This window comes from Nonomuraea rubra (assembly GCF_014207985.1).
GTDB lineage: Bacteria > Actinomycetota > Actinomycetes > Streptosporangiales > Streptosporangiaceae > Nonomuraea > Nonomuraea rubra.
In genome coordinates, this window is sequence record NZ_JACHMI010000001.1 from 950,605 (window position 1) to 972,773 (window position 22,169).

Consider the following 22,169-nt stretch of genomic DNA (forward strand, 5'->3'; position numbering starts at 1 on the left):
GGATGCTAGGGAGACAATGGTTCGCACAAACAGTCCAATGTCCCGCCGGGAGACAGGACCAATATGGCAGACCTTCATATCCAGATAAATCGCGGAAAGGGGGGCATCGCCGGGCAGATCGCGGCTGAGCTGCGCGCCTCCATCCGGGGCGGCCGGCTCACGCCGGGCACCCGCCTGCCCGCCACCCGCGACCTCGCCACCGACCTCCAGGTCTCCAGAGGGGTGGTCGTGGAGGCGTACGAGCAACTGGTCGCCGAGGGCTTCCTGGTCTCCAGGGTGGGCGCCGGCACCCGGGTCACCCCCAAGAACGCCACCCGCGCCGCCCCGGGGCCGCGCGGCTCCGCCCCCGCCAGGCCCGATCCGGTCCGCCGGGCGCCGAGCGCCCAGGCGTCTCCCCCGCACTACGGTCATCGCCCCACCTCCCCCGACCTCGGCCACTTCCCCCGTGAACGCTGGCTCGCGGCCGTAAGGCACGTCCTGACCACCGTACCCTCGGACGCCCTCGATTACGGGGACCCCGGCGGCGTGCCCGAGCTGCGCGAAGAGCTGGCCGCCTACCTCAGGCGGGTCAGGGCGGCCGACGTGCGGCCCGAGCACCTGATCATCGTCGGCGGCGTGGCGCAGGGGCTGAGCCTGGCCCTGCACGTGCTGGCCCAGCAGCGCTCGCTTCGGCTGGCCGTGGAGGACCCGACGAGCCACCGGCAGGTGCCGCTGCTGCGCAGGGCGGGGGCGCACCTGGTGCCGGTGCCGGTGGACGAGCAGGGCCTCGACGTGCGCAGGCTGAGCGGGGACGCCGTGCTGGTGACGCCCGCCCACCAGTTCCCGACCGGGGTGGTGCTCTCTCCGGAGCGCCGGGCCGCGCTGATGGAGTGGGCGTACGCGGGGCGCCGGATCGTCCTGGAGGACGACTACGACGCCGAGTTCCGCTTCGACCGCGACCCCGTCGGCTGCCTCCAGGGCCTGGCGCCCGACAGGGTGATCCTCTCCGGCAGCGTGAGCAAGGCCCTGGCGCCCGGGCTGCGGCTCGGCTGGGTGGCCGCGCCGCCCGACCTGGCCGAGGCCATCCGGCGGGCGCGGGGCGAGCTCGACCTGGGCTCGCCGGTGATCGAGCAGTACGCGCTGGCCCACTTCCTGCGTACCGGGGGCTACGACAAGCACCTGCGGCGCATGCGCAGGGAGTACCGGCGCCGCCGGGACGCCCTGGTCGAGGCGCTGGCCGAGCAGCTGCCGGAAGTCCGGGTCAGGGGCATCGAGGCCGGGCTGCACGTGTACCTGGAGCTGCCCAGGGGGTGGGACGAGTCGCGTACCGTGCTCGCCGCCCTCCAGCTCGGCCTGTCCGCGGAGCCGGTGGGGCCGATGCGGGAGCTGCCGGGGCCGGCGGCCGTGGTGGTGGGGTTCGCGCGGCTGCCCCCGCACAAGGCGGCCGAGGCCGTACGCGGGTTGAAGGTCCGCATGTCAGGACAAACTGTTGACTGAGGGAGAAGTGCTCGCTTAGAAAGAGAGCCGGACGAGCGAACGGGAGGCGCCATGCGGGTGGGACTGCTGGGGCTGGGCAGGATCGGGGCCTTCCACGCCGCGACCCTGGCCGCGCATCCCCTGGTGGACGAGCTGATCGTGAGCGATCCCGTACACACCTCGCCGCACGGGAGGCCGGGCGACGCGTTCGAGGCGGACGCCGTCGTCATCGCCACCCCGACCAGCACCCACGCGGAGCTGATCATGAAGGCGTGCCGGCTGGGCATCCCGGTCTTCTGCGAGAAGCCGGTGGCGGGCACGGTGGCCGACACCGTCAAGGTGCTGGAGGCCGGTGCGGGCAACCGGGTGCAGATCGGGTTCCAGCGCAGGTTCGATCCCGGTTACGTGGCTGCGGCGCACGCGCTCAGGGCCGGCGAGCTGGGCGAGCTGCACCGCGTGCACCTGGTCACGGCCGATCCGGCGCCGCCGCCCGCCGCGTACATCCCGCTGTCCGGCGGCCTCTTCCGCGACTGCCACATCCACGACTTCGACATCCTGCGCTGGGTGACCGGCCGGGAGGTCGTGTCAGTCTACGCGAGGGGGGCCAACCGCGGCGCCGCGTTCTTCGCCGAGGCGGGCGACGTGGACAACAGCGCCGCGCTGCTGACGCTGGACGACGGCACGCTGGCCACCCTGCAGGGCTCGCGCTACAACGGCGGCGGGTACGACGTGCGCATGGAGCTGGCGGGCACCAGGCGCACGCAGGCCGTCGGCCTCGGCCCGCGAGCCCCGCTGCACACCACCGAGGGCCCGTCCGGCCTGGAGCCGCCCTGGCCGGACTTCGTGGCCCGCTTCGAGACCGCCTACCGCGCGGAGCTGGACGCCTTCCTGCGCAGCGACCGGAGCCCGTGCTCGATCGAGGACGCGCTGGAGGCCCTCTACGTGGCCGAGGCCGCCGACCTGTCGCTGCGCGAGGGCCGTCCCGTCGAGGTCGCGGAGGTACGGCACTAGCGTCAGGTCGCGGCGGGGGCGTGGAGGTGCGGCGCCGGCCTCAGGTGGCGGCGGGGGCGCGCTTGGGCTCGAAGCCCGGGGCCAGCGCGATGATCGCGGCGGCCAGCACCAGCGGCGCCGCGAACGCCACCCGCATGTCGGCCGCGTCCGCGATGCCACCCACCAGGGCGGCTCCGACGATGAAGCCGACGTAGTTGAAGAGGTTCACGCGGGCGATGGCCACGCCGGTGCCCGCCGGGTCGAGCTTGCCCGCCGCCGAGAACGACTGCGGCGCCACCACCGCCAGCCCCACGCCCGTGAGCCCGAACGCGACGATGCCCAGCGGCTGCGTCGGGGCCAGCACCACGCCGAGGAACCCGAGCGTGGCGATCACGCCGCCGATCCTGACGATGGCCGCGGGGCCGTACCGCCGGACGGCGAAGTCGCCGCCGAGCCTGACGGCCAGCGTGGTCGCCTGGTACGCGGCGTAGGCCAGCGGGATCACGGCGGGGCTCGCGGCGAGCACGTCCTTCATGAAGACGGTGTTGAAGTTGGACACGGCGGCGTCGCCGACGTACAGGAAGCCCATGGCCAGGCAGAGCGGGATGATCGGCCGCCACGGGAAGCGGCCGGCGACGGCCGTGCCCTCGGCCTCGACCTTCTCCTCCTCGCGCGTGCACAGGTCCCGCCCGGCGTAGAGCGAGCCGGCCACCGCGAGGACCATGGGCAGGGCCATGACCACCGGCAGCGGCAGCCCGGCGGCTCCCGACGCCCACAGCGCCGCGGCCAGGCTGAACACGCTCCACACGCAGTGGAACCCGTTCAGCACCTCCACGCCGTACCTGCGCTCGACGGCCACGCCCTGCATGTTCATGCCCGCGTCCACCGCGCCGACCGCCACCCCGAACAGCAGCAGCACCGGCAGCAGCAGCGGCACGTTCGGCGCGAGCCCGGCCAGCACCACCGCGCCGGCCACCACCGGCTGGGCGATCCGCAGCAGCAGCTTGCTGCCGAACCGGGCGGCGAACGCGCCCGCCGCCACGCTGCCGACCCCCGCGAACACGGGCACGACCAGCAGCAACATCGTCAGCGAGCCCTCGTCGAGCCCATGCTTGGCCTGAAGGTTGGCGACCTGGATGAGCAACGAGGCGAAGGAGAGGCCCTGCACGGCGTAGACGACGTACGTGGCGACGCGGGCCTGGCGATCACGTGCGGACGGCACAGCGGCCTCCTGATCGGGGGGGGGGAATCAAACGTGAGGCGCGGTCAGGTTAACGGCTGCCCAAGGCCCTCCGCCAGGGGCGAGATAGGCTGCCGCGCGTGAGACGGGGCTACGCGACCGGTGCGGCGCGCAGGGAGCGCATCCTGGCCACCGCGCTGCTGGAGTTCGCCGAGCACGGCTACCGGGGCGCGTCGCTGGCCCGCATCGCCGAGCGTGCCGAATTGTCACAGGCCGGGCTGCTGCACCACTTCAGGAACAAGGAGCTGCTGCTCGTCGCCGTCCTCGACTACCGCGACGAGCTGGACGTGCGCAGGTTCGACCTGGAGCCGTCCGGCGGGATCGGCGCGCTGCGCGCCCTGGCCGCGGTCGTCGAGCACAACTCCCGGGTGCCGGGCCTGGTCCAGCTCTTCTCCGTGATCAGCGGCGAGGCCGTGACGCCCGGCCACCCCGGGCACGACTGGGCCAGGCGGCGCTACCGGCGGCTGCGCGCGATGATGGCGGCGGCGCTGCGCAAGGGTGTCGAGCTGGGCGAGTTCAGGGCGGGGCTCGACGCCGAGGCGCACGCCGACCGGCTGATCGCCATGATGGACGGCCTGCAGACACAGTGGCTGATCGACCCGGACCGGGTGGACATGGCGGCCGTCTTCCAGGGCTACGTGGACGACCTCATCGCCACGCTGCGCCCCTGAGCGGCGGGCGCCGGCACGTCCTCCAGGCGCTTGGCCGCGGCCCACACGCCGAGCGCCAGCAGCGCCGCCACCTCGGTGACGGCCATCCCCCGCTCCACCAGCCCCAGCGGCATGACGCGGTACCACGGCAGCCCGTTGCCGGCCCCGACGAGCATCACCGCGCCGATGCCGGCCACCCACAGCACCGAGCAGATCCCCAGCCCGAACGCCGCCAGCGTGGCCTTCGACCGCTCCTTGTGCCGCCACGGCCTGGCGATGATCACGGCGGCCAGCGGCAGGCAGAGGAAGGCCACGAAGCTGCCCACCCGGTGGATGCTGCCGCTCAGGCTCGGCCCGACCGACCAGTCGTGCTTCTCGAACCAGGCCGTGAGGAACAGCCCGACGCTCCAGCCCAGCAGCGCGATGCTGCCGAAGATCCCGGCCAGCCGCTTGCGCGCCAGCGACACGCCGATGGCCAGCGAACCCGCCGCCAGCAGCCCCACCCCGAGCCCGAATATCCATCCGTCGGGGCCCAGGCCGTGCTCGCTGATGGTCCTTCTGAACGGGTTCGTCTCGTCGAGGTTCGTCAGGTCGAGGCCCAGGATGACCATGCTGCCCGTGCCTGCCGCGCCGAGACCCCACCGCGCCGGTTGATGCACGCACACCTCCCTCTACCGGGATACCTTTGCCGGGATAACGGCGATGCGCGCGCGTAGATTCCTAAGAAATTCGTGAGAAAGCCGCTCAGCCGAGCGCCTGCCTGATCAGGTCGTCACGCGGCACCGGCTGCTCAACCGCCACGCCGACGTGAACGAGAACCTGGCGGAGGAGATGGCCGGTCTCCTGGCCAGAATCCGCCGACACCGGGTCATTCGGCACGAGCGAACAGGGCGAGAGCCAGATATCGTCAGAAGTGTGAACGAACGCGCGGGATCGTGGTTGCCCAAGCTGCAGGAAGTCGGCGAGCGGCTGGCCGAGGAATGGGTGTCCGCTCGCCGTCCCCCGGCCTCCGACGACGTGCCGCAGCCGCACGAGCTGCGCGCGTCCGACGCCGACCGCGAACGCATCGCCCAGGTGCTCCAGGACGCCCACGCCGACGGCCGGCTCACCCTGGACGAGCTGGAGGAACGGCTCGGCGTGCTCTACTCCGCGCGCACGCTCGGCGAGCTGGCCGCGCTCACGACCGACCTGCTGCCCCCCGACCAGCAGCCGCTCAACCTCGACGGCCGGCCGGTCTCGGCCATCTTCAAGCAGGAGCAGCGGGGCGGGCGCTGGGTGGTGCCGGCGGAGCTGGGCGTGACGGCCATGTTCGGCACGACGAAGCTCGACTTCCGCGACGCGATCCTGCAGAACCGGCGGATCATCATCAACGCCACCCTCGTCTTCGGCGGGCTGGAGATCCACGTGCCGGAAGGGCTCGAGGTGATCAGGGTCGCCAAGGACAAGACGGTCCGCCTGACCAAGCAGCCCACCGAGCCGGGAGCGCCGGTGGTCGAGGTGCGCACGACGAACTTCGCGGGCGAGGTCAAGGTCAAGGAACCGCCCCGCCGCAAGCGCCGCCGCTGACCGCCCCTACCCCGCCGTGTCGAAGTTGATCGCGCTGTACGCGCGCAGCTTCCACAGCTGGTGCTCGCTGTCGATCTTGCGGATGGTGCCGGACCTGCCGCGCATCACCAGCGACTGCGTCACCGCGGAGCCGGCGCGGAACCGTACGCCCTGCATGAGCTCGCCGTGCGTGATCCCGGTCGCGGCGAAGAACACGTCGTCGGACCTGACCAGGTCGTTCGTCGTGAGCACCTGACCGAGGTCGTGCCCGGCCTCGACGGCCTTGGCCCGCTCCGCGTCGTCGCGCGGCCACAGCCTGCCCTGGATCACCCCGCCCAGGCACTTGAGCGCGCACGCCGCCACGATGCCCTCGGGCGTGCCGCCGATGCCCAGCATCAGGTCGATGCCGGTGCCCGCGCGGGCCGCCATGATCGCGCCCGCCACGTCGCCGTCGGTGATGAACTTGATCCGCGCGCCCGTCTCCCTGATCTCCTTGACCAGCCGCTCGTGCCTGGGCCGGTCGAGCACGACCACGGTCACGTCGGACGCCGAGCAGTGCTTGGCCCTGGCCACGGCGTTGATGTTCGCGGCCACGGGGGCCTCGATGTCCACCACGTCGGCCGCCTCCGGGCCGGTGACCAGCTTCTCCATGTAGAACACGGCCGACGGGTCGTACATCGAGCCGCGCTCGCTGACCGCGATCACCGACACCGCGTCGGGCATGCCCAGCGCCGTCAGCCGCGTGCCGTCGATGGGGTCCACCGCCACGTCGCAGTCGGGGCCGCTGCCGTCGCCGACCTGCTCGCCGTTGTACAACATGGGGGCGTGGTCCTTCTCGCCCTCGCCGATCACGACCACGCCGTTCATCGACACGGTGCTGATGAGCTGGCGCATGGCGTTCACGGCCGCGCCGTCCGCGCCGTTCTTGTCACCCCTGCCGACCCAGCGGGCGGCGGCCATCGCGGCGGCCTCCGTGACGCGGACGAGCTCCAGCGCCAGGTTTCGATCGGGAGCGTGCTCGCTGGTGGCGAGCGCCGGTGGCACGGAAGTCTGGTCGGACATGATGACGGGCCCTCCTCGTGGGACAACTGCCTCGATCGTAGTTGCCGGTCTCTGCCCGGTCGGAGGCGGTTAATCTGCTTACCGAGAGGATTTGCGTCATACCCTGTGCGCGCCAAGGATCTTGCCTCCACCATGGAGCGTGGCGCCCCCGCCGTGGAGGAGATCCCGTATGAGCCCTGATGTGGAGAATGCGGTGGCCCAGCCGCGTACGTCCGAGCGTGGTGCCGCCACGCGCAGCTCGCTGCTCGCCGCCGCCCGAGAGGTGTTCGTCTCGAAGGGCTTCGCCGAGGCGGGCGTGACCGACGTGGTGGGCAGGGCCGACGCCAGCGTGGGCAGCCTCTACCACCACTTCTCCGGCAAGGCCGACCTGTACCTCACGCTGTGGGAGGAGTTCCAGGCCAGGCAGACGCAGCGGACCAAGCGGGCCGTCCGCACGGCCCGCGGCGACGGCGAGAACGACCCCATGCGCGTGTTCGTCGGCGCCGCCCGCGCGTACCTGGAGGGCTGCCTGGAGGAGCGCGAGCTGGCCGCGCTGTTCCTGCGCGGCGACGGGCCGCCCGGGTTCGACGTGGTGATGCGCGACCGGCTGCGCGTGTGGGCCCAGCGCAACGCGGCCCTGTTCGAGGACGAGCCCGCCCTCGTCGTGGTCGTCACCGGGGCGCTGGCGGCGGCCGTGTCCGAGGTGGTGCGCTCCGGCGACCGCGCGCTGGCCGAGGAGGTGCTGGCCATCATCGGCCGGATCCGCCCGGCCGCTTCCGCGACCACGCCCTCCAGCGGGTAACCTCGCCAACTGTGCGACGGTTCACCCAAGGTCTGTACGGCTACGCGGTAGCCCTCTTCGTCTGCCTCGCGGGCGCCGGGATCTTCCTCCTGGTCACCCCGCAGAGCCGGGAGGAGCACATCCCGCGGCTTGATTACTCCATCACCGTCGCCAACTTCGGCCACACCGTGCCCTTCGGCGTCTGGGCCCCGAGCCAGGACCCGGCAGGCTGGGTGCCCAACAGCAACAGGATCGCCAAGGGCGAGAGCGGCGCGCAGGTCCTCTACCTCGGCTACGCCACCGCCAAGCGCCAGCACGCGATGTTCGCGCAGAGCAACGAGCAGCCCGCGGCCGGCTTCGCCAACCGCATGTCCAACACCGACAAGACGCAAGGCACGCAGCAGATCGGCGGCGTGGCGTGGGAGCAGCGCTTCCGTGAGGACAAGAACCAGCGCTCGCTGGTGCGCGTGCTGCCCGACGTGACGCTCGTCATCACCGGCACGGCCGACTGGACGGAGCTGGGCGAGCTGGCGGCGCGGCTCCAGCAGCGGCCCAAAGGCTGAGGTTGTCGGCCGGCGCGTCTAGGGTGGTGGCCGTGGCAGAGGAATCAGGCGAGAAGAACCCCTCCTACGAGCAGGCTCGCGAGGAGCTGACCGAGGTGGTGCGCCGGCTGGAGACCGGGGGGCTCACCCTGGAGCAGTCGATCGAGCTCTGGGAGCGGGGGGAGAAGCTGGCGGCCGTGTGCGAGGAGTGGCTCCAGGGCGCTCGCGTCAAGCTCGCCGCCGCCATGGCCCGCCGCTCCGACCCTGCCTCCGGCCACTCCAACGACGCGCCCTTCTAGAGGCTATCGGGCAGCGCCCTCTAGACGCTTTCGCGGGCGCGCTCTCGCCCGGCGCTTCCAGAGGCTTTCGCGGGCGCGCTCTCGCCCAGCGCGACGGGCCCCCGCACCGTCGCTCTGGGCTCGCCGGACCGCTCGACCCCTGCGGTGGCCCGCCGGCCGTACAGTCTCCGGCAGTCAGGCGGACGTGCGGTGGAGAGCCACCACCGGGATGCGGCGGGTGGTCTTGGCCTCGTACTCGGCGAAGCCCGGCGCCTGAGCCACCATCCGGGCGTAGAGCTGGTCGCGCTCCGCACCCTCGACGAACTCCGCCTTCACCCCGAACTCCTCCGTCCCGATCTCCGCCGTGGCCTCGGGCGTGGCGCGCAGGTTGTGGTACCAGGCCGGGTGGTTGTCGGCACCGGCGTTGGAGGCGATCACGACGTAACGGTCGCCGTCCGCCAGGTACATGACCGGAGTGGTGACGGACCGGCCGCTCTTGGCCCCCGTGGTGGTGAGCAGCACCAGCGGGGAGCCCTCGAACATGCCGCCGACCCGGCCCTCGTTGGCCCGGAACTCGTCGATGATCTGCTGGTTGAAATCGCTGGGCATCCTCGGCTCCTCAATAATCGGAGAGTTCTCCGGTTGACAGGTTAATCGGAGAACTCTCCGTTTACAACCGGTATGCTGCGCCCGTGCGCGAACGTCGATCGCTGCCCGTCGTCGGGCAGCCCCAGCCGGAGCGGGCCGACGCCGCCCGCAACCGGCAGAAGATCATCGAGGCGGCGGCGCGGATGGTCACCGAGTGCGGCACCGACGAGCTCTCGCTCGACGAGGTCGCCCGCGAGGCGTGCGTCGGCGTGGGCACCGTCTACCGGCGGTTCGGCGACCGTACCGGGCTGCTGCTGGCGCTGATCGACGAGCGGGAGCGGCGGTTCCAGGCGGCGTTCCTGTCGGGGCCGCCGCCGCTCGGTCCGGGCGCGCCCGCCCGCGAGCGGATCGTGGCGTTCCTGCACGCGCTGGTCGATCGCATCCTGGCGGACGAGGCGCTGTTCCTGCTGCTGGAGAAGGGCGGCACGGCCAAGCGCTTCACCGGGCCGTACCGGGTGCACCACATCCACCTCGCCACGCTGCTCGCGCGGGCGTGCCCGGGCGCGGACGCCGCGTACCTGGCCGACGCGCTGCTCGCGCCGGTCAACGCGCACCTGATCGCCTGCCAGCGGGAGGAGCGCGGCATGACGGTCGAGCAGATCAAGTCCGGCCTGGAAGCCCTGGCCGAGGCCGTCACCCGCGCCACACCGTCAGCTTGAGCAGGCCGCCAGCCTGAGCAGGCTGCCGGCCGGGACCGGTCAGGCGTCCGGGTCCTCGGCGCGGACCGTGAGGCGGTCGTCGGTCAGGCGGATGGTCAGCAGGGTGCCGGGCGCGACGTCCTTGGCCAGGCGTATGACCTCGCCCGACGGGTGCTGCACGATGGCGTAGCCGCGTTCCAGCGTGGCGGCCGGGGACAGGGAGACGAGGCGGGCGCGCAGGTGGGCGAGGTCGTCGGCGGCGCGGTCGAGCGAGCCCGACAACGAGCGCCTGGCCCTGTCGCGCAACGCCTCCGCCTGCTCGGCCCGGCGCTCCAGCTCGCGTACGGGGTCGGCCAGCGAGGGCCGCGAGCGTACGGACGTCAGCCAGGACATCTCCCGGTCGAGCCAGCCGCTCATCACCCTGCGCCCGCAGTCGCGGAGCTGGCGCACCAGCGTGAGCTGCTCGCCGACGTCCGGCACGACCTTCTTGGCGGCGTCGGTGGGGGTGGAGGCGCGTACGTCGGCCACCAGGTCGAGCAGCGGGCTGTCCTGCTCGTGCCCGATGGCGCTCACCACGGGCGTACGGCAGGCCGCCACCGCGCGCACGAGCGTCTCGTCGGAGAAGGGCAGCAGGTCCTCCAGGGAACCGCCGCCGCGGGCGACGACAATCACGTCGACCGAGGAGTCGGCGTCCAGCTTGCGCAGCGCCTCCGTGACCTCGGCCACCGCGTACGGCCCCTGGACGGCCACCTCCTCGACCTTGAACCGCACGGCCGGCCAGCGGCGCCGCGAGTTCTCCAGCACGTCGCGCTCGGCCGCCGAGTCGCGGCCGCAGATCAGCCCGATCGTGCCCGGCAGGAACGGCAGCCGCCGCTTCCTGTCGGCGTTGAACAGCCCTTCGGCGGCCAGCAACTGCCTGAGCCGCTCCAGCCTGACCAGCATCTCGCCCACGCCCACCGGGCGCATCTCCAGCGCGGTGAACGCGAACGAGCCCCTGTTGACCCAGAAGTCGGGCTTGACGTGCAGCACCACCCTGGCGCCGTTGGAGGGCCGGGGCACCGTCGCCTCGTAGACGCCGCGCGGGGCGGTGACCCTGGCCGACACGTTGGCGACCGGGTCACGCAGGGTCAGGAACACCGTGCCGCCACGCGCGCTCAGGTCGGTGATCTCTCCCTCGACCCAGACCGTGCCGAGTCTGCCGATCCAGCCGCCCACCATCTGCAGGACCGTGCGGATCGGCAGGGGGGACTCAGGCGTGGTCTTCGAGGTCATGGGGGAAGACTAGTGACCTATTCGCCGGCCTGGAGCTTGGCGAGGCGGTTCTCGAACATCTTGATGACCTCGGGCCGCGCCGTCGTCGCCCGCTCGTACGCGAGGAAGTCGCCGATCTGCTCGGCCGTCTTGCCGCGCATCCTGGCGCGCAGCGAGGCGACGGTCAGCCCGGACCAGCCGGGCAGCGGCTCGGCCAGGTCCACGGCGGCGGCGGGCTCGGGCGCGGCCACCGGCTCAGGGGCGGCGACCGGCTCGGGAGCCGCGGCGGGCTCGGCGGTGGCGGCGGCGGGCTCCGGCGCGGGGGCGGGCTCGGCGGCCTTGGCGGCCTTGGGCTGAGCCTTGGGCTTCCTGGCGGCCTTCGGCTTGGGAGCGGGCGCCTCCACGGCGGGCGTCTCCACGGCGGGCTCGGCCACGGCCTTGGGGGCGGCAGGCGCCACAGCCGCCTCGGGAGCGGCCTCGGGCTCGGCGACGGGCTCCGTGACAGGCTCCGTCTTGCCGGCCGGCTCGGCCTTCTCCGCCGGCTCGGGCTTGGTCGCGGGCGTGAAGATGACCGGGTCCGGCTTGGCCTTGGCGGCGCCGTTGGGCTCGGCAGCGCCGGAGCGCGGAGCGAAGATGACCGGCTCCTTGCGCGCCGGCTTGTCCTCCGAGGTCTCGGCGGGAGCGGCGGCCACCTGGTCGGCGGCGGACGGCCGGGAGTCGTACTCCTCCTCCTCGCGCTCCTGCTTGCCCCCGAGCCCCTTGATGGAGTTCTTCATCCTGTCCACGAGCAGCAACGCCTGCCCGGCGGCGCTGAGCGTGGTCTGGACGACCATGAGCGGCAGGTCCTTCGCCTTCTCCTTGAGCTCGTCCTTGTTGGTGACGGTTCTTGCGATGTTGCGTATCACGTCGCTGAGGGACATGAACGTCTCCCTGGGAGGTCAGTATTGGACGGCTAGTCTGGCGCACCGCGGGCGACCACGCACGCGCGGGCCAGATGACCGCTCCACGTAGCATAGAAAGTATGGAGCCCCAGACCCCCTCATCCCGCCGAGTCCTCGTAGCCAAGCCACGGGGTTACTGCGCCGGAGTCGATCGAGCCGTGGTAGCGGTCGAGAAGGCTCTGGAGCAGTACGGCGCGCCCGTCTACGTCCGCAAGCAGATCGTCCACAACACGCATGTCGTGAAGACGCTCGAGGCCAGGGGCGCCATCTTCGTCGACGAGACCGAGGAGGTGCCGGAGGGGGAGATCGTGGTCTTCTCCGCCCACGGCGTCTCGCCGGCCGTGCACGAGGAGGCCAGGCAGCGCAACCTGCGCACGATCGACGCCACCTGCCCGCTGGTGACCAAGGTGCACAACGAGGCCAAGCGGTTCGCGGCCAAGGACTACGACATCCTGCTGATCGGGCACGAGGGCCACGAGGAGGTCGAGGGCACCTCCGGTGAGGCCCCCGACCACATCCAGCTCGTCGACGGGCTCGACGCGGTCGACAAGGTGCAGGTCAAGGACCCGAGCAGGCTGGTGTGGCTGTCGCAGACCACGCTCTCGGTCGACGAGACCACCGAGACCGTGGCCCGGCTCAAGGAGCGTTTCCCCACGCTGATCGACCCGCCCAGCGACGACATCTGCTACGCCACCCAGAACCGCCAGGTCGCGGTCAAGGAGATCGCCGCCGAGTCGCAGCTCGTCATCGTGGTCGGCTCGGAGAACTCCTCCAACTCCAAGCGGCTGGTCGAGGTGGCCAAGGACTACGGCGCGCAGGCGTCGTACCTGGTGGACAACGCCGACTTCATCCGCGACGAGTGGCTCGACGGCGTCACCACGGTCGGCGTCACCAGCGGCGCCTCGGTGCCGGAAGAGCTGGTCGAGGAGGTGCTGGCGAGGCTGGCCCGGCACGGGTTCGGCGACGTGACGGAGGTGGAGCCGGTGCAGGAGAGCATGCGCTTCGCCCTGCCCCACGAGCTGCGCAAGGACCTGCGCGCCTCCTGACGGCTCAGTCCTCGCCGCGCGGGGTCCCGTACACCTTGGGCTCGAAGTACCCTTCGGGCTCCGGCACGAACGGCTGGCGCGGGCGCGACATCTCCGTGCCCGCCTTCAGCTCCTCCCGCAGCTCCCGTACGTTGTCGCGGAGCCCGCGCCGCCACGCGATGCCCAGCACCAGGGCCGAGCCCGCGAACAGCCACGGCGCGCCCTGCGTCATCGACGTGTAGAGGCCCAGCGCCAGCGACTGCACGATCGACACCGAGCCGAACGCCCGCCCCAGCTCCACGAAGAGCGTGGCGCAGAAGAACACCAGCGGCGGCGTCACCACCAGCGACAGCAGCTCGCGCTGGTTGACCAGCACCACGCCGAGCACGCTGGCCAGCACGAACGCCGCGCCCACGATCTGGTCCACGCCGAACACGGCTGTCAGCACGTAGCCCGCCAGGGTGGCCACCAGGGCGAGCGCGATGGCGCCGCGAGCCGTCAGCCTGACCGCAGAGCGCCTGCCCTTCTCACCTGCCACTGGCCCACCCCCCTTTTACTGCGACCCGCCTGCCAACTTACCGTTCGCGTGGGTTATCAGAGATGAGGTTTCGAGCAGTTCGGGGGAGGCCAGGGGCCTGGGCAGCCCTTCGAGCATCTCGGGCGCGTCGAGCTCGCCGTCCACGACGCCGAGATCGTGCAACTTGCGCGCCGTGACCAGCACGCGGCTTTCGAGCGATCCGACCGACTTGTTGTACGCCTCCACAGCCCGCGTCAGCGCCTTGCCCAGCGACTCGACGTTCCTGCCCAGGGACGACAGCCGCTCGTACAGCTCCTTGCCCAGCTCGAACACCGCCCGCGCGTTCTCGCTCAGCGCGGCCTGCTGCCAGGCGTAGTGCGCGGTGCGCAGCATCGTGATCAGCGTCGTGGGGGTGGCGATGTGCACGCGCCGCGTCATCGCGTACTCCAGCAGCCCGGGCTCGCGTTCGAGCGCCGGCGCCAGGAACGCCTCCCCGGGGATGAACAGCACCACGAACTCCGGCGACGGGTTGAACCCCTGCCAGTACGACTTGGCCGCCAGCCGGTCGATGTGCTCGCGCACGTGGCGGGCGTGCGCGTCCAGGCGTACGGAGGCGAGTGACTCGTCGGACGCCTCGGCGGCCTCCAGGTAGGCGGCCAGCGAGACCTTGGAGTCGACCACGATGTTCTTGCCCCCGGCGAGCCTGACGACCATGTCGGGCCGCATGGCGCCCTCGGTGACCTGCTCGTCGAAGTCGCAGTAGCGCTGCATGCCGGCGATCTCGGCGACCCTGCGCAGCTGCAGCTCCCCCCACCGGCCGCGGGCCTCGGGCCGCTGCAGCGCCCTGACCAGGGCGGTGGTCTGGGAGCGGAGCTGCTCGTTGCTCTGGCGGACGAACTCGAGCTGCTTGGCCAGCTCCGCCCGCGCCGCCCGCTGCCCCGACTCGGTGTCGCGCAGCTGGGACTCCACCCGGGCCAGCGCGTCCTTCAGCGGCTCGACCAGGTGCTCGACGGCCTGCTTGCGCTGCTCCAGATCGCCGGCGGCCTCCGCGCGGGTGGCCGCGAGCCTGGTCTCGGCCAGCTCCAGGAACCGGACGTTGTTGACGTCGAGCGCGCGCGTGGACAGCGCCTGGAACCGCTCGGCGAGCTGCTCCTCGACGTAGACCAGCTTCTCGCCCGCCGACTTGGCGCGCGCGTCGGCCTCGGCCACCCGCACCGCCGCCCTGGTCCTGGCGACCAGGAACCCCACGAGCAGACCGACGGCGAGACCGATGAGAAGCGACACGACGTCCACCCCAGCGATGATCCCAGGATGCGGGGCTCGAATCTTCCCGACACGCTTGGGCGTTCCGCTTGTGCGCCTCATCACCCGTCACGCACAGTACTGGGATGGATACGGTACCGAAGCTCGCCATTGCGGGCGTCGCCGTGACCGCGGCCCTGATCGCGCTGGCCGGCGCGGTCATCGCGGGCTCGGGGGAGTCCACGCAGCCCCGCCCGGTGCTGCGCTGGACGCCGGGCGCGTGCGTCACGGGCGAGCTGGCGCTGACGGCGTGCAACGGGGGCGACTCCGAGGTGGTGGCCATGGCCGCCGACCCGCCGGCGCCCGGCGAGTGCCCGGTGGACACCGACGAGGTCCTGCGGGTCGGCGCGGGCCGTACGGCGTGCGTACGCAACTTCCTGGAGCCCCATCCCGGCGACCCCGGCGGGGGCGGCGGCCTGCTCAGGCCGGGCGACTGCGTCACGCTGGAGGGCCGCGAGCGGGCCTGCGCGCGGCCCGGCTGGTACGGCAGGACACTCGCCCTCGCGGACGAGTCCGCCGCCTGCCCCGACGGCACCCTCGACACCCTGGACGGCGACTCCCAGGTCATCTGCCTGGGCCGGGGCGGCCAGGTGCTCGACCGCGGCACCTGCGTGGCCGAGCCCGCCACCGACGTGATCGCCCGCTCGGCCGTCACCCGCGTGCCCTGCGACTCCCCGCACGCCTGGGCCAGGGTGCTGTCGTTCGAGGTCACGCCCGCGCGCTGCCCGCCGAGCTCGCGGCGCTACCTGCGCGCCGACGAGGGCTACCGTCCGGTGACCTGTCTGTACGTTCTCAGCAAGTAAACTCTGCGTCCGTGAGTCTCTCCATCGGCATCGTCGGCCTGCCCAACGTCGGTAAGTCCACGCTCTTCAACGCGCTGACCAAGACCGGCAACGCGCTCGCGGCGAACTACCCGTTCGCCACCATCGAGCCCAACGTGGGCATCGTCGGCGTGCCCGACGACCGGCTGCCCGTGCTGGCCGAGATCTTCGGCTCGGCCCGCATCCTGCCCGCCAAGGTCGAGTTCGTGGACATCGCGGGCCTGGTCAAGGGGGCGTCGGAGGGGCAGGGCAGGGGCAACCAGTTCCTCGCCAACATCCGCGACACCGACGCGATCTGCCAGGTCATCCGCGTCTTCAGCGACCCCGACGTGACGCACGTCGACGGCGACATCTCCCCGAAGCGCGACATCGAGACGATCAACACCGAGTTGATCATGGCCGACCTGCAGACGGTCGAGAAGGCCGTGCCGCGCCTGCAGAAGGAGGCGCGCAACAACAAGGACAAGAAGGCCGCGCTGGAGGCCGCGGAGGCCGCCCTGGCCGTCCTGGAGACCGGCAAGACCGTCTTCGAGAGTGGCCTCGACCGCGAGGAGCTGCGCGAGCTGCACCTCCTCACGGCCAAGCCGTTCCTGTACGTGTTCAACCTCGACGCCGACGAGCTGACCGACACCGCGCTCAGGGAGCAGCTCTCGACGCTGGTCGCCCCGGCCGAGGCCGTGTTCCTCGACGCCAAGATCGAGTCGGAGCTGGTGGAGCTCGACGAGGAGGAGGCCCTGGAGCTGCTGCAGTCGGTGGGCCAGGAGGAGTCCGGCCTGCGCCAGCTCGCCAGGGTCGGCTTCGAGACGCTGGGGCTGCAGACGTACCTGACGGCCGGGCCGAAGGAGACCAGGGCCTGGACGATCCGCAAGGGCGCCACGGCGCCGGAGGCGGCGGGCGTCATCCACACCGACTTCCAGCGCGGCTTCATCAAGGCCGAGGTCGTCTCCTTCGGCGACCTGGTGGAGGCCGGCTCGATCGCCAGCGCCCGGTCGGCGGGCAAGGCGCGCATCGAGGGCAAGGACTACGTGATGCGCGACGGCGACGTCGTGGAGTTCCGCTTCAACGTCTGACGCCTTTCGACGGCACGGCGCTCACGTAGAGCAAGGCTTCGCTACGGTAGGTTACCGACGGCGGCCGACGGCGAAGCCCCCAAAGCGTCTGGTGTCCCTGGAACGCCAGACGTTCGTTCCAGGGATTACTGAGGCGTCAACCACTTTGGGCCCCCGCGCGTCGAATCGTCACGGCGTTCACGCTGAATCGGGAGGCCCTCATGTTCCGTCGCATCACCAGGAAGCGGCGCTCGGCGCCCACGCTCGCGGGCATCAGCCTCGAGGAGGAGCTGGCCCTCATCCGGGTCGAGCTCATGTACGGCCTGCGCGTCAACCGCGAGGCGTACCTCCGCAGGAAGGTGGACGAGCGCGTCGAGATGGCGTCGCGCATGCGCGAGCGCGAGCCCGCCGAGATGCTGGCCGATCTCCGGGGCTCGCTGGAGCGCTCGGTGCGGCCGACGGTCGTGGACCTGCACAGCCGCCGTCAGGCGCGGACGAGCCAGGACCCCGAGCCGGCCTGACGATCCGCAGCCGATTCCGACCCATGCCGATTCCGCAGGTCGAGACAGGTCCATGCCTGTTTTGGACAGGAATCCATGGCTGCCGCGCTATGCGATTTTAGGCGTCTGGCCTGGTCAAAAGGCGATTCCAACGGGAACTGACAGGAATCGGCACTGTGGCCTGTCATGCGGGCCCGGTTTGCCGGTGGGGAGGGTCATGCCGCAGCATGGGCGTGGCTTTCTCGGAACAATGGCGGAGACCGGATAGGGTGACTACTTCACCGCGGATGATGGGGATCGGCAACGGACGACACCGCGCCAGCCGGGGGGATCGGCGCGAGCGGAGGCGTGATGGCTCGTAGGTCTACCGTCCAGCACGATCCTCGGATCGCTGACGGGCCCGGGCTTTCCGCAACCCTGGACACGGCCGACTTCGAGGCGCCGCCGCCCCGCAGGCCGCGGCGCGGCGGCTGGTCGGGTGGCGGCGGACGATGGCTGGTGTGGACGGGCCGCATCATTCTCTGGGCGCTTATCGTGGTTATCGTGGTGAATGGGATTCGTGCCCCATTTGAGCGGTTTACGCAGCAAGAGCCTGCTTCGTCCAATGTTGCCGCGCAGGTCGACAAGGGATTCCCCACTGACGGCGGCATGGCGTTCGCCGCCCAGTTCGCTGGGGTTTATCTGAATTTCAGCCCGGAGGACGCGGCCAGCAGGTCGAGCAAGCTCGCGGCGTTCCTGGCCGAGGGCATGGACGCGCAGATGGGCTGGGACGGCTACGGCAAGCTGGCGGCGGTCGCCGTCCAGCCGTACGACATCGAGGCGAGCGACGCCCACAACGCCGTGGTCAGCGTGGCGTTCCAGTCGGGCCCGCGCCGGATGCTGCTGTCGGTGCCGATCTACTACTCCGGCGACGACGCCGGACGGCGCTTCGTCGTGGCGGGCCGCCCGGCGATCCTGCCCGCACCGGCCCCGGCCGACCTTCCCCAGGTGGCCGCGCCGGAGACCGACGACGCCGCGGCAGCCGAGCTCAAGCCCCAGCTGGAGGGCTTCTTCAAGGAATACGCGTCCGGTGACGCGGCGGGGCTGCAGCGCTACGTCGCCGCGGGCAGGAGCCTGCCCAGCTTCGGCGGCGCGTTCGCGTTCTCGCAGCTCAAGGAAGTCGTGGTGCCTGTGGGGGGTGCCACCAGAGAGATCCAGGCGGTCGTGGTGTGGGCCGTGCCCAGCGGCGACGCCCCGCCCACTCCCAACGCCACCGACCCGGCGGCGGTCGGCGGCACGCTGGAGCAGGTCTACCGCCTGACCGTGGAAAAGCAGGGCGACAAGTGGTTCGTCGCCGACATCCGCGGTGGCGGCCGCGTCGTTGGATAGAGGCACGGCCGCGCCGCTGATCGGTACCCCCCGGGAGGACAAGAAGTGACCTTGAAGACAGTAATGCTCACCTTGATCGAGATGTCGCCGACACCGACCCCGGTGTCCACCGGCATCGACACCGGAGGGCTCGCCAACTTCCTGCGCGCGTTCTTCGCCCCGTTGTTCCTGGTCGTCGTCTCCGTGGTCGCGCTGTTCTTCCTCTTCACCCGCGAGATCACGCGGTTCGTGCAGTTCCTGATCCTGGCCGTGGCCATCGGAGTGATCTTCTACGTGCCCAACATCATCGAGGTGACAGCGCGGGCGATCGCGGGCGCACTGGGCATCAGATAAGGGTTGAGACCGCTTCGCGGCGGTCATGAACGAGCGGGTGGAGAGGAGGACCGTGTGGACCTGCCCACGTATACGAACATCTGGCGGATAGAGAAGCGGCTGTACAAGCTGTACGACCTACGGCTGCCGATGCCGCTGCCCATCGTCTGGATCGGCGTGTTCGTCGGGGTGTTCGTCCCGTGGTCGCTCCTGCTGGTCCTGGTGGGCGTGCCGGTGGAGATGCCCTGGCACGTGCTGTTCCTGGTGCCGCCGGGCATCGTGACGTGGTTGTCCACCCGTCCCGTCATCGAGGGCAAGCGGCTCACCGAGCTGCTCGAATCGCAGCTCCGCTACCTGGGCCAGCCGAAGGCGTGGTACCGCATGGCGCCCAGCTCGGAGCCCGAGACCGTCACGTTCTCCGGCCGCGTCTGGCGCACCGGCCCCGCCCGCGCCAAGTCGAAGGCGCCCCGCAAGGCCCGCCAGCCGCAGCGCAGGCGCGAGGCCCAGCGGATCACCGGGCCCCGCCAGGTCCGCCCCGCGGTCGCCGCCGCCGCTGCCGCCGCCTCCCAGGCGCCCGTCGCCGAGCCGCCCGCCCGTACGGGCTGGGGCAGCCGCCGCGGCGCCGCGCCCGCCCTCAAGGGCCGGGTACGCCAGGGAGCCGCGCCCCCGGCATCTGGGACCACGGGTGGGCCGGAGTGGCGTGAGAAGGGGGTCTCAGGCGGCTCTGGGGGGCGTCGGGAGCGGCCGGTGTCGCTTCTGGACGAGGCTGTCGGCACGGCGCACCCGCCGGCCGAGACGACCGGCCCTCGCTCCGGATCCGGTGGGCGCGAGGCTGTGGCACCGGTCCCCGGGCTGGACGAGCGCGCAACGAGCATCGCCGGCGGTTCCGCCGGCGAAACCGCCGGCGAAGCAGGCGGACGCGAGATCGCCGGCCAGGAGGCCGCTACCGCCGGTCAAGGAGCCGCTGCCGCACGCGAGATCGCCGGCGGATATGACGACGGGGCGGCGGACGACGCTCGTGCGCGGCGTGCGTTGGAGCAGGCGCAGGAGACGGGCGCCGCGGTGGATCGCGGCTCGGAGCTTACGAGCGGCCCGGAGCTTACGGGCGGCTCAGATTTGGGCGGCTCGGGCCTCTTGGGTGCGCACGCGGAGATGAGCGCGGAGGCGGTGGCCGCGCGCGAGGCGAGCGTGCCGATCAAGACGGCGGAGAGCCGCAAGCCCGCGGCGGGCAAGCCCATCGACACGGAGGCGCTGCGGCGGTTGCGACGGCTCGCGGCCAGCGCCGACGCCCCCGCCGACGCTCCGGGACGGGCCGAGGGCGTGGTGCGCCGGGGGCCGTCGGCCCGGGGTGAGGACGAGGTCGCCAGGGACCAGCACAGGAAGGGCCAGCCGCCGCGGCTGGCCCAGGGCGGGCTGGTGCTGCCCGGCACCCAGCGGGTCTGGCCCCCGCTCAACCCCAACGCCAAGCCCCAGCCCCGCCCTGCCGCCCCCGCGACGCCCGACGCTCCAGCGGACCGGCCCGAGAACCCCGGCGAGAACCACGGCGAGAACCCCGGCGACCGCGCGCCGGAAGCCGCTCCGGTGGAGACGGCTGTGGGCGATGTGCCGGGCTCGGATGAGGTGCCGCAGGACGTCGCGCCGGACGCGCCCGCCGAGGTGGTCGCCGGGGAGAGCGGCGGCACTCAGGGGCCGGGACCGGTGATGGCTGACGAGCCCGTCGCGGTGACAGGCGACGACGGCGAAACGGTAACGGGCGAAGGCAGCGGGACGGCTGCGGGTGACGGTAGCGCCGTGGTGACCCGCGACGATGGCGGGACGGCTGCGGGTGACGGTAGCGCCGTGGTGACCCGCGAAGACGGCGGGACTGCCGCGGGTGACGGTAGCGCCGTGGTGACCGGCGACGGCAGCGGGACCGCAGCGGGCGATGACAGCGCCACGGAGACAGGCGACCGCGGTGCCACGACCGCGGAGGCCGGCATCGCGCCGGTGGCGGGCGAGCCCCGCGACAAGGTGGCAGGTGACCGCGCGCCGACGACCGAGGAACCCCCCGCGGTGCCCGAGCGCAGCGCGCCGACGCCGCGCGACCGTGAGGCGACCCGCGCGAGCGAGGCGGCCAGCGAGCGCAGGAGCGCCCACGGGCGCGAGGCGGCGAGCGCCCAGGGCGCGGCCGTGCGGGGCGGCGGCGCGGTTCAGGAGTCGCGTGAGCCGGCCGGTGAGCGGGGTGGGCGGGCTGGGGAGAGTGTGGCGCCCGTGCCGGTGCCGAGGCCGGGTGAGGGCAGGGTGCGCAGGGTCGAGTCCGTGGTGGGCAGGGACTCCGGCGGCTGGCGCCGCATCGCGCAGGTCGTCGTCGGCGGCGGCGGGGTCCGTACCGACGGGTCGGAGATCGACGAGGCGCGGGCCAGGGCCGTGTTCGCGGGCGGCCGGCGGGTCGTCGTGCTGGGCTGCACCGGCGGAGCCGGGCAGACCACGACGGCGCTCATGCTGGGTCACACCTTCGCCCAGGTACGCGACGACAGGGTCGTGGCCGTCGACGCCAACACCGGCGGCGGCACGCTGACCAGCAAGATCCAGCCGGAGACCCCTGAGACCCTGACGTCGTTGCTGTCGGGGCTCGACCGGGTCAGCGGCTATCTCACCATGCGGGGTTACACCACGCGGACCGCCTCCGGGCTAGAGGTGATCAGCGCGGACACCGACGCGGGCGCCGAGCAGCGTCTCGCGGACCGGTCCTTCTTCTCCGACCACCGGCTCGGCGAATCCATGCGCCTGCTCGACCGCCACTACAAGCTGGCCGTCATCGACCCGGCCGCCGCCCTGGCGGCCAGGTTGCTGCCGTACGCGGACCAGCTCGTCCTGGTGGTTCCGGCGAGCGAGGAGGCGCCGGAGGCGGTGGCGATGACGTACGAGTGGCTCGACGGGCACGGCTGCGCGGAGCTGCGCAGGCGGGCGGTGATGGTGGTCAACGGCGTCAGCAGGCGTTCGATGACCGACGTCGAGCAGGCGGAGTCGGTGGCCAGAGGCAGGTGCCGGGCCATCGTCAGGGTCCCCTGGGAGGACGATCTGGCGCCCGGCGGCGCCGAGGTCGTCGATCCCGGGCAGTTGCGCGCGGCCGGGCGGCGGGCCTATCTGGCCCTCGCCGGTGTCGTGGTCGCGGGCTTCGCGGCACAGACCGTACGGACGAGCGAAGAGGAGTTGGCGAGTGACCCCCCGGGCACGAGAATCGGTGAGCGTTAAGTGAACAAGCGAGCAGGTCTGGCCCGTTCATGCGCCGAGGG

The 22,169-nt window shown here is 72.0% G+C and carries 23 protein-coding genes; 15 read left to right on the forward strand and 8 right to left on the reverse strand.

Features of this window, described 5'->3' with window-relative positions:
• Positions 1 to 63: 63 nt before the first annotated feature.
• Positions 64 to 1,476, forward strand: coding sequence for a MocR-like pyridoxine biosynthesis transcription factor PdxR (gene pdxR / locus HD593_RS04370; RefSeq protein ID WP_185100831.1), 1,413 nt, complete (start codon positions 64 to 66; stop codon positions 1,474 to 1,476).
• A gap of 51 nt (positions 1,477 to 1,527) precedes the next feature.
• Entirely contained in the window at positions 1,528 to 2,466 is a 939-nt protein-coding gene (locus HD593_RS04375; protein ID WP_185100832.1) for a Gfo/Idh/MocA family protein, read from the forward strand.
• 40 nt (positions 2,467 to 2,506) lie between these two features.
• Here the strand turns inward: HD593_RS04375 and HD593_RS64220 are convergent, their stop codons facing one another.
• Positions 2,507 to 3,667 carry an MFS transporter gene (locus HD593_RS64220; RefSeq protein WP_185100833.1) on the reverse strand — a complete coding sequence of 387 codons (1,161 nt, stop codon included), beginning with the start codon at positions 3,665 to 3,667 and terminating at the stop codon, positions 2,507 to 2,509.
• 98 nt (positions 3,668 to 3,765) lie between these two features.
• Between HD593_RS64220 and HD593_RS04385 the strand changes: the two genes are divergently transcribed.
• A complete protein-coding gene (locus tag HD593_RS04385; RefSeq protein ID WP_312903349.1) occupies positions 3,766 to 4,356 on the forward strand; it encodes a TetR/AcrR family transcriptional regulator in 591 nt (196 codons plus the stop codon).
• Here the strand turns inward: HD593_RS04385 and HD593_RS04390 are convergent.
• On the reverse strand, positions 4,320 to 4,994 hold the full coding sequence (locus tag HD593_RS04390) for a DUF998 domain-containing protein (protein ID WP_185100834.1): 675 nt from the start codon (positions 4,992 to 4,994) through the stop codon (positions 4,320 to 4,322). The two genes, HD593_RS04385 and HD593_RS04390, sit on opposite strands and share 37 nt — an antisense overlap.
• A 256-nt stretch (positions 4,995 to 5,250) precedes the next feature.
• On the opposite strand from HD593_RS04390, the gene HD593_RS04395 reads away from it, so the two are divergent.
• On the forward strand, positions 5,251 to 5,901 hold the full coding sequence (locus tag HD593_RS04395) for a DUF1707 SHOCT-like domain-containing protein (protein ID WP_185100835.1): 651 nt from the start codon (positions 5,251 to 5,253) through the stop codon (positions 5,899 to 5,901).
• 6 nt (positions 5,902 to 5,907) lie between these two features.
• Here the strand turns inward: HD593_RS04395 and glpX are convergent, their stop codons facing one another.
• Positions 5,908 to 6,942, reverse strand: a complete 1,035-nt coding sequence (glpX, locus tag HD593_RS04400; RefSeq protein WP_185100836.1) for a class II fructose-bisphosphatase — start codon at positions 6,940 to 6,942, stop codon at positions 5,908 to 5,910.
• Positions 6,943 to 7,111: 169 nt separating this feature from the next.
• Between glpX and HD593_RS04405 the strand changes: the two genes are divergently transcribed.
• The 3 genes from HD593_RS04405 to HD593_RS04415 are packed head-to-tail and all read left to right on the forward strand — an operon-like array spanning position 7,112 to position 8,543.
• Entirely contained in the window at positions 7,112 to 7,723 is a 612-nt protein-coding gene (locus HD593_RS04405) for a TetR/AcrR family transcriptional regulator (RefSeq protein ID WP_185100837.1), read from the forward strand.
• A gap of 11 nt (positions 7,724 to 7,734) precedes the next feature.
• Positions 7,735 to 8,265, forward strand: a complete 531-nt coding sequence (locus tag HD593_RS04410; protein WP_185100838.1) for a DUF4245 domain-containing protein — start codon at positions 7,735 to 7,737, stop codon at positions 8,263 to 8,265.
• A gap of 32 nt (positions 8,266 to 8,297) precedes the next feature.
• Complete coding sequence (locus tag HD593_RS04415) at positions 8,298 to 8,543, forward strand: exodeoxyribonuclease VII small subunit (protein WP_185100839.1); 246 nt, start codon at positions 8,298 to 8,300, stop codon at positions 8,541 to 8,543.
• A gap of 174 nt (positions 8,544 to 8,717) precedes the next feature.
• Here HD593_RS04415 and HD593_RS04420 read toward each other — a convergent pair whose 3' ends face one another.
• Positions 8,718 to 9,131 carry a nitroreductase family deazaflavin-dependent oxidoreductase gene (locus HD593_RS04420; RefSeq protein ID WP_185100840.1) on the reverse strand — a complete coding sequence of 138 codons (414 nt, stop codon included), beginning with the start codon at positions 9,129 to 9,131 and terminating at the stop codon, positions 8,718 to 8,720.
• Positions 9,132 to 9,214: 83 nt separating this feature from the next.
• Between HD593_RS04420 and HD593_RS04425 the strand changes: the two genes are divergently transcribed.
• Positions 9,215 to 9,829, forward strand: coding sequence for a TetR/AcrR family transcriptional regulator (locus tag HD593_RS04425; protein WP_185100841.1), 615 nt, complete (start codon positions 9,215 to 9,217; stop codon positions 9,827 to 9,829).
• 39 nt (positions 9,830 to 9,868) lie between these two features.
• Here the strand turns inward: HD593_RS04425 and xseA are convergent, their stop codons facing one another.
• Together xseA and HD593_RS04435 are read right to left on the reverse strand one after the other, a co-directional pair.
• A complete protein-coding gene (gene xseA / locus HD593_RS04430; protein ID WP_185100842.1) occupies positions 9,869 to 11,080 on the reverse strand; it encodes an exodeoxyribonuclease VII large subunit in 1,212 nt (403 codons plus the stop codon).
• Positions 11,081 to 11,097: 17 nt separating this feature from the next.
• Positions 11,098 to 11,979 (reverse strand): hypothetical protein, encoded by an 882-nt coding sequence (locus HD593_RS04435; protein WP_185100843.1) that lies wholly within the window; start codon positions 11,977 to 11,979, stop codon positions 11,098 to 11,100.
• Positions 11,980 to 12,080: 101 nt separating this feature from the next.
• On the opposite strand from HD593_RS04435, the gene HD593_RS04440 reads away from it, so the two are divergent.
• The gene (locus tag HD593_RS04440) at positions 12,081 to 13,046 is read left to right on the forward strand and encodes a 4-hydroxy-3-methylbut-2-enyl diphosphate reductase (protein WP_185100844.1); all 966 of its coding nucleotides are present in this window, start codon (positions 12,081 to 12,083) and stop codon (positions 13,044 to 13,046) included.
• A gap of 4 nt (positions 13,047 to 13,050) precedes the next feature.
• Here HD593_RS04440 and HD593_RS04445 read toward each other — a convergent pair whose 3' ends face one another.
• Both HD593_RS04445 and HD593_RS04450 read right to left on the reverse strand, forming a co-directional pair.
• Positions 13,051 to 13,563 (reverse strand): DUF6542 domain-containing protein, encoded by a 513-nt coding sequence (locus tag HD593_RS04445; protein WP_185100845.1) that lies wholly within the window; start codon positions 13,561 to 13,563, stop codon positions 13,051 to 13,053.
• Positions 13,564 to 13,578: 15 nt separating this feature from the next.
• A complete protein-coding gene (locus HD593_RS04450; protein WP_185100846.1) occupies positions 13,579 to 14,835 on the reverse strand; it encodes a DNA recombination protein RmuC in 1,257 nt (418 codons plus the stop codon).
• A 95-nt stretch (positions 14,836 to 14,930) separates the two neighbouring features.
• Between HD593_RS04450 and HD593_RS04455 the strand changes: the two genes are divergently transcribed.
• The 6 genes from HD593_RS04455 (at position 14,931) to HD593_RS04480 (ending at position 22,128) form a co-directional block, all read left to right on the forward strand.
• Positions 14,931 to 15,647, forward strand: a complete 717-nt coding sequence (locus tag HD593_RS04455; protein ID WP_185100847.1) for a hypothetical protein — start codon at positions 14,931 to 14,933, stop codon at positions 15,645 to 15,647.
• 11 nt (positions 15,648 to 15,658) lie between these two features.
• A complete protein-coding gene (gene ychF, locus HD593_RS04460; protein ID WP_185100848.1) occupies positions 15,659 to 16,735 on the forward strand; it encodes a redox-regulated ATPase YchF in 1,077 nt (358 codons plus the stop codon).
• 200 nt (positions 16,736 to 16,935) lie between these two features.
• Complete coding sequence (locus tag HD593_RS04465; RefSeq protein ID WP_185100849.1) at positions 16,936 to 17,235, forward strand: hypothetical protein; 300 nt, start codon at positions 16,936 to 16,938, stop codon at positions 17,233 to 17,235.
• Between the two features lie 627 nt (positions 17,236 to 17,862).
• On the forward strand, positions 17,863 to 18,582 hold the full coding sequence (locus HD593_RS04470; protein WP_246546281.1) for a conjugal transfer protein: 720 nt from the start codon (positions 17,863 to 17,865) through the stop codon (positions 18,580 to 18,582).
• A gap of 63 nt (positions 18,583 to 18,645) precedes the next feature.
• Entirely contained in the window at positions 18,646 to 18,915 is a 270-nt protein-coding gene (locus tag HD593_RS04475) for a hypothetical protein (protein WP_148437234.1), read from the forward strand.
• Between the two features lie 54 nt (positions 18,916 to 18,969).
• Complete coding sequence (locus HD593_RS04480) at positions 18,970 to 22,128, forward strand: TcpE family conjugal transfer membrane protein (RefSeq protein ID WP_185100850.1); 3,159 nt, start codon at positions 18,970 to 18,972, stop codon at positions 22,126 to 22,128.
• Positions 22,129 to 22,169: the final 41 nt, after the last annotated feature.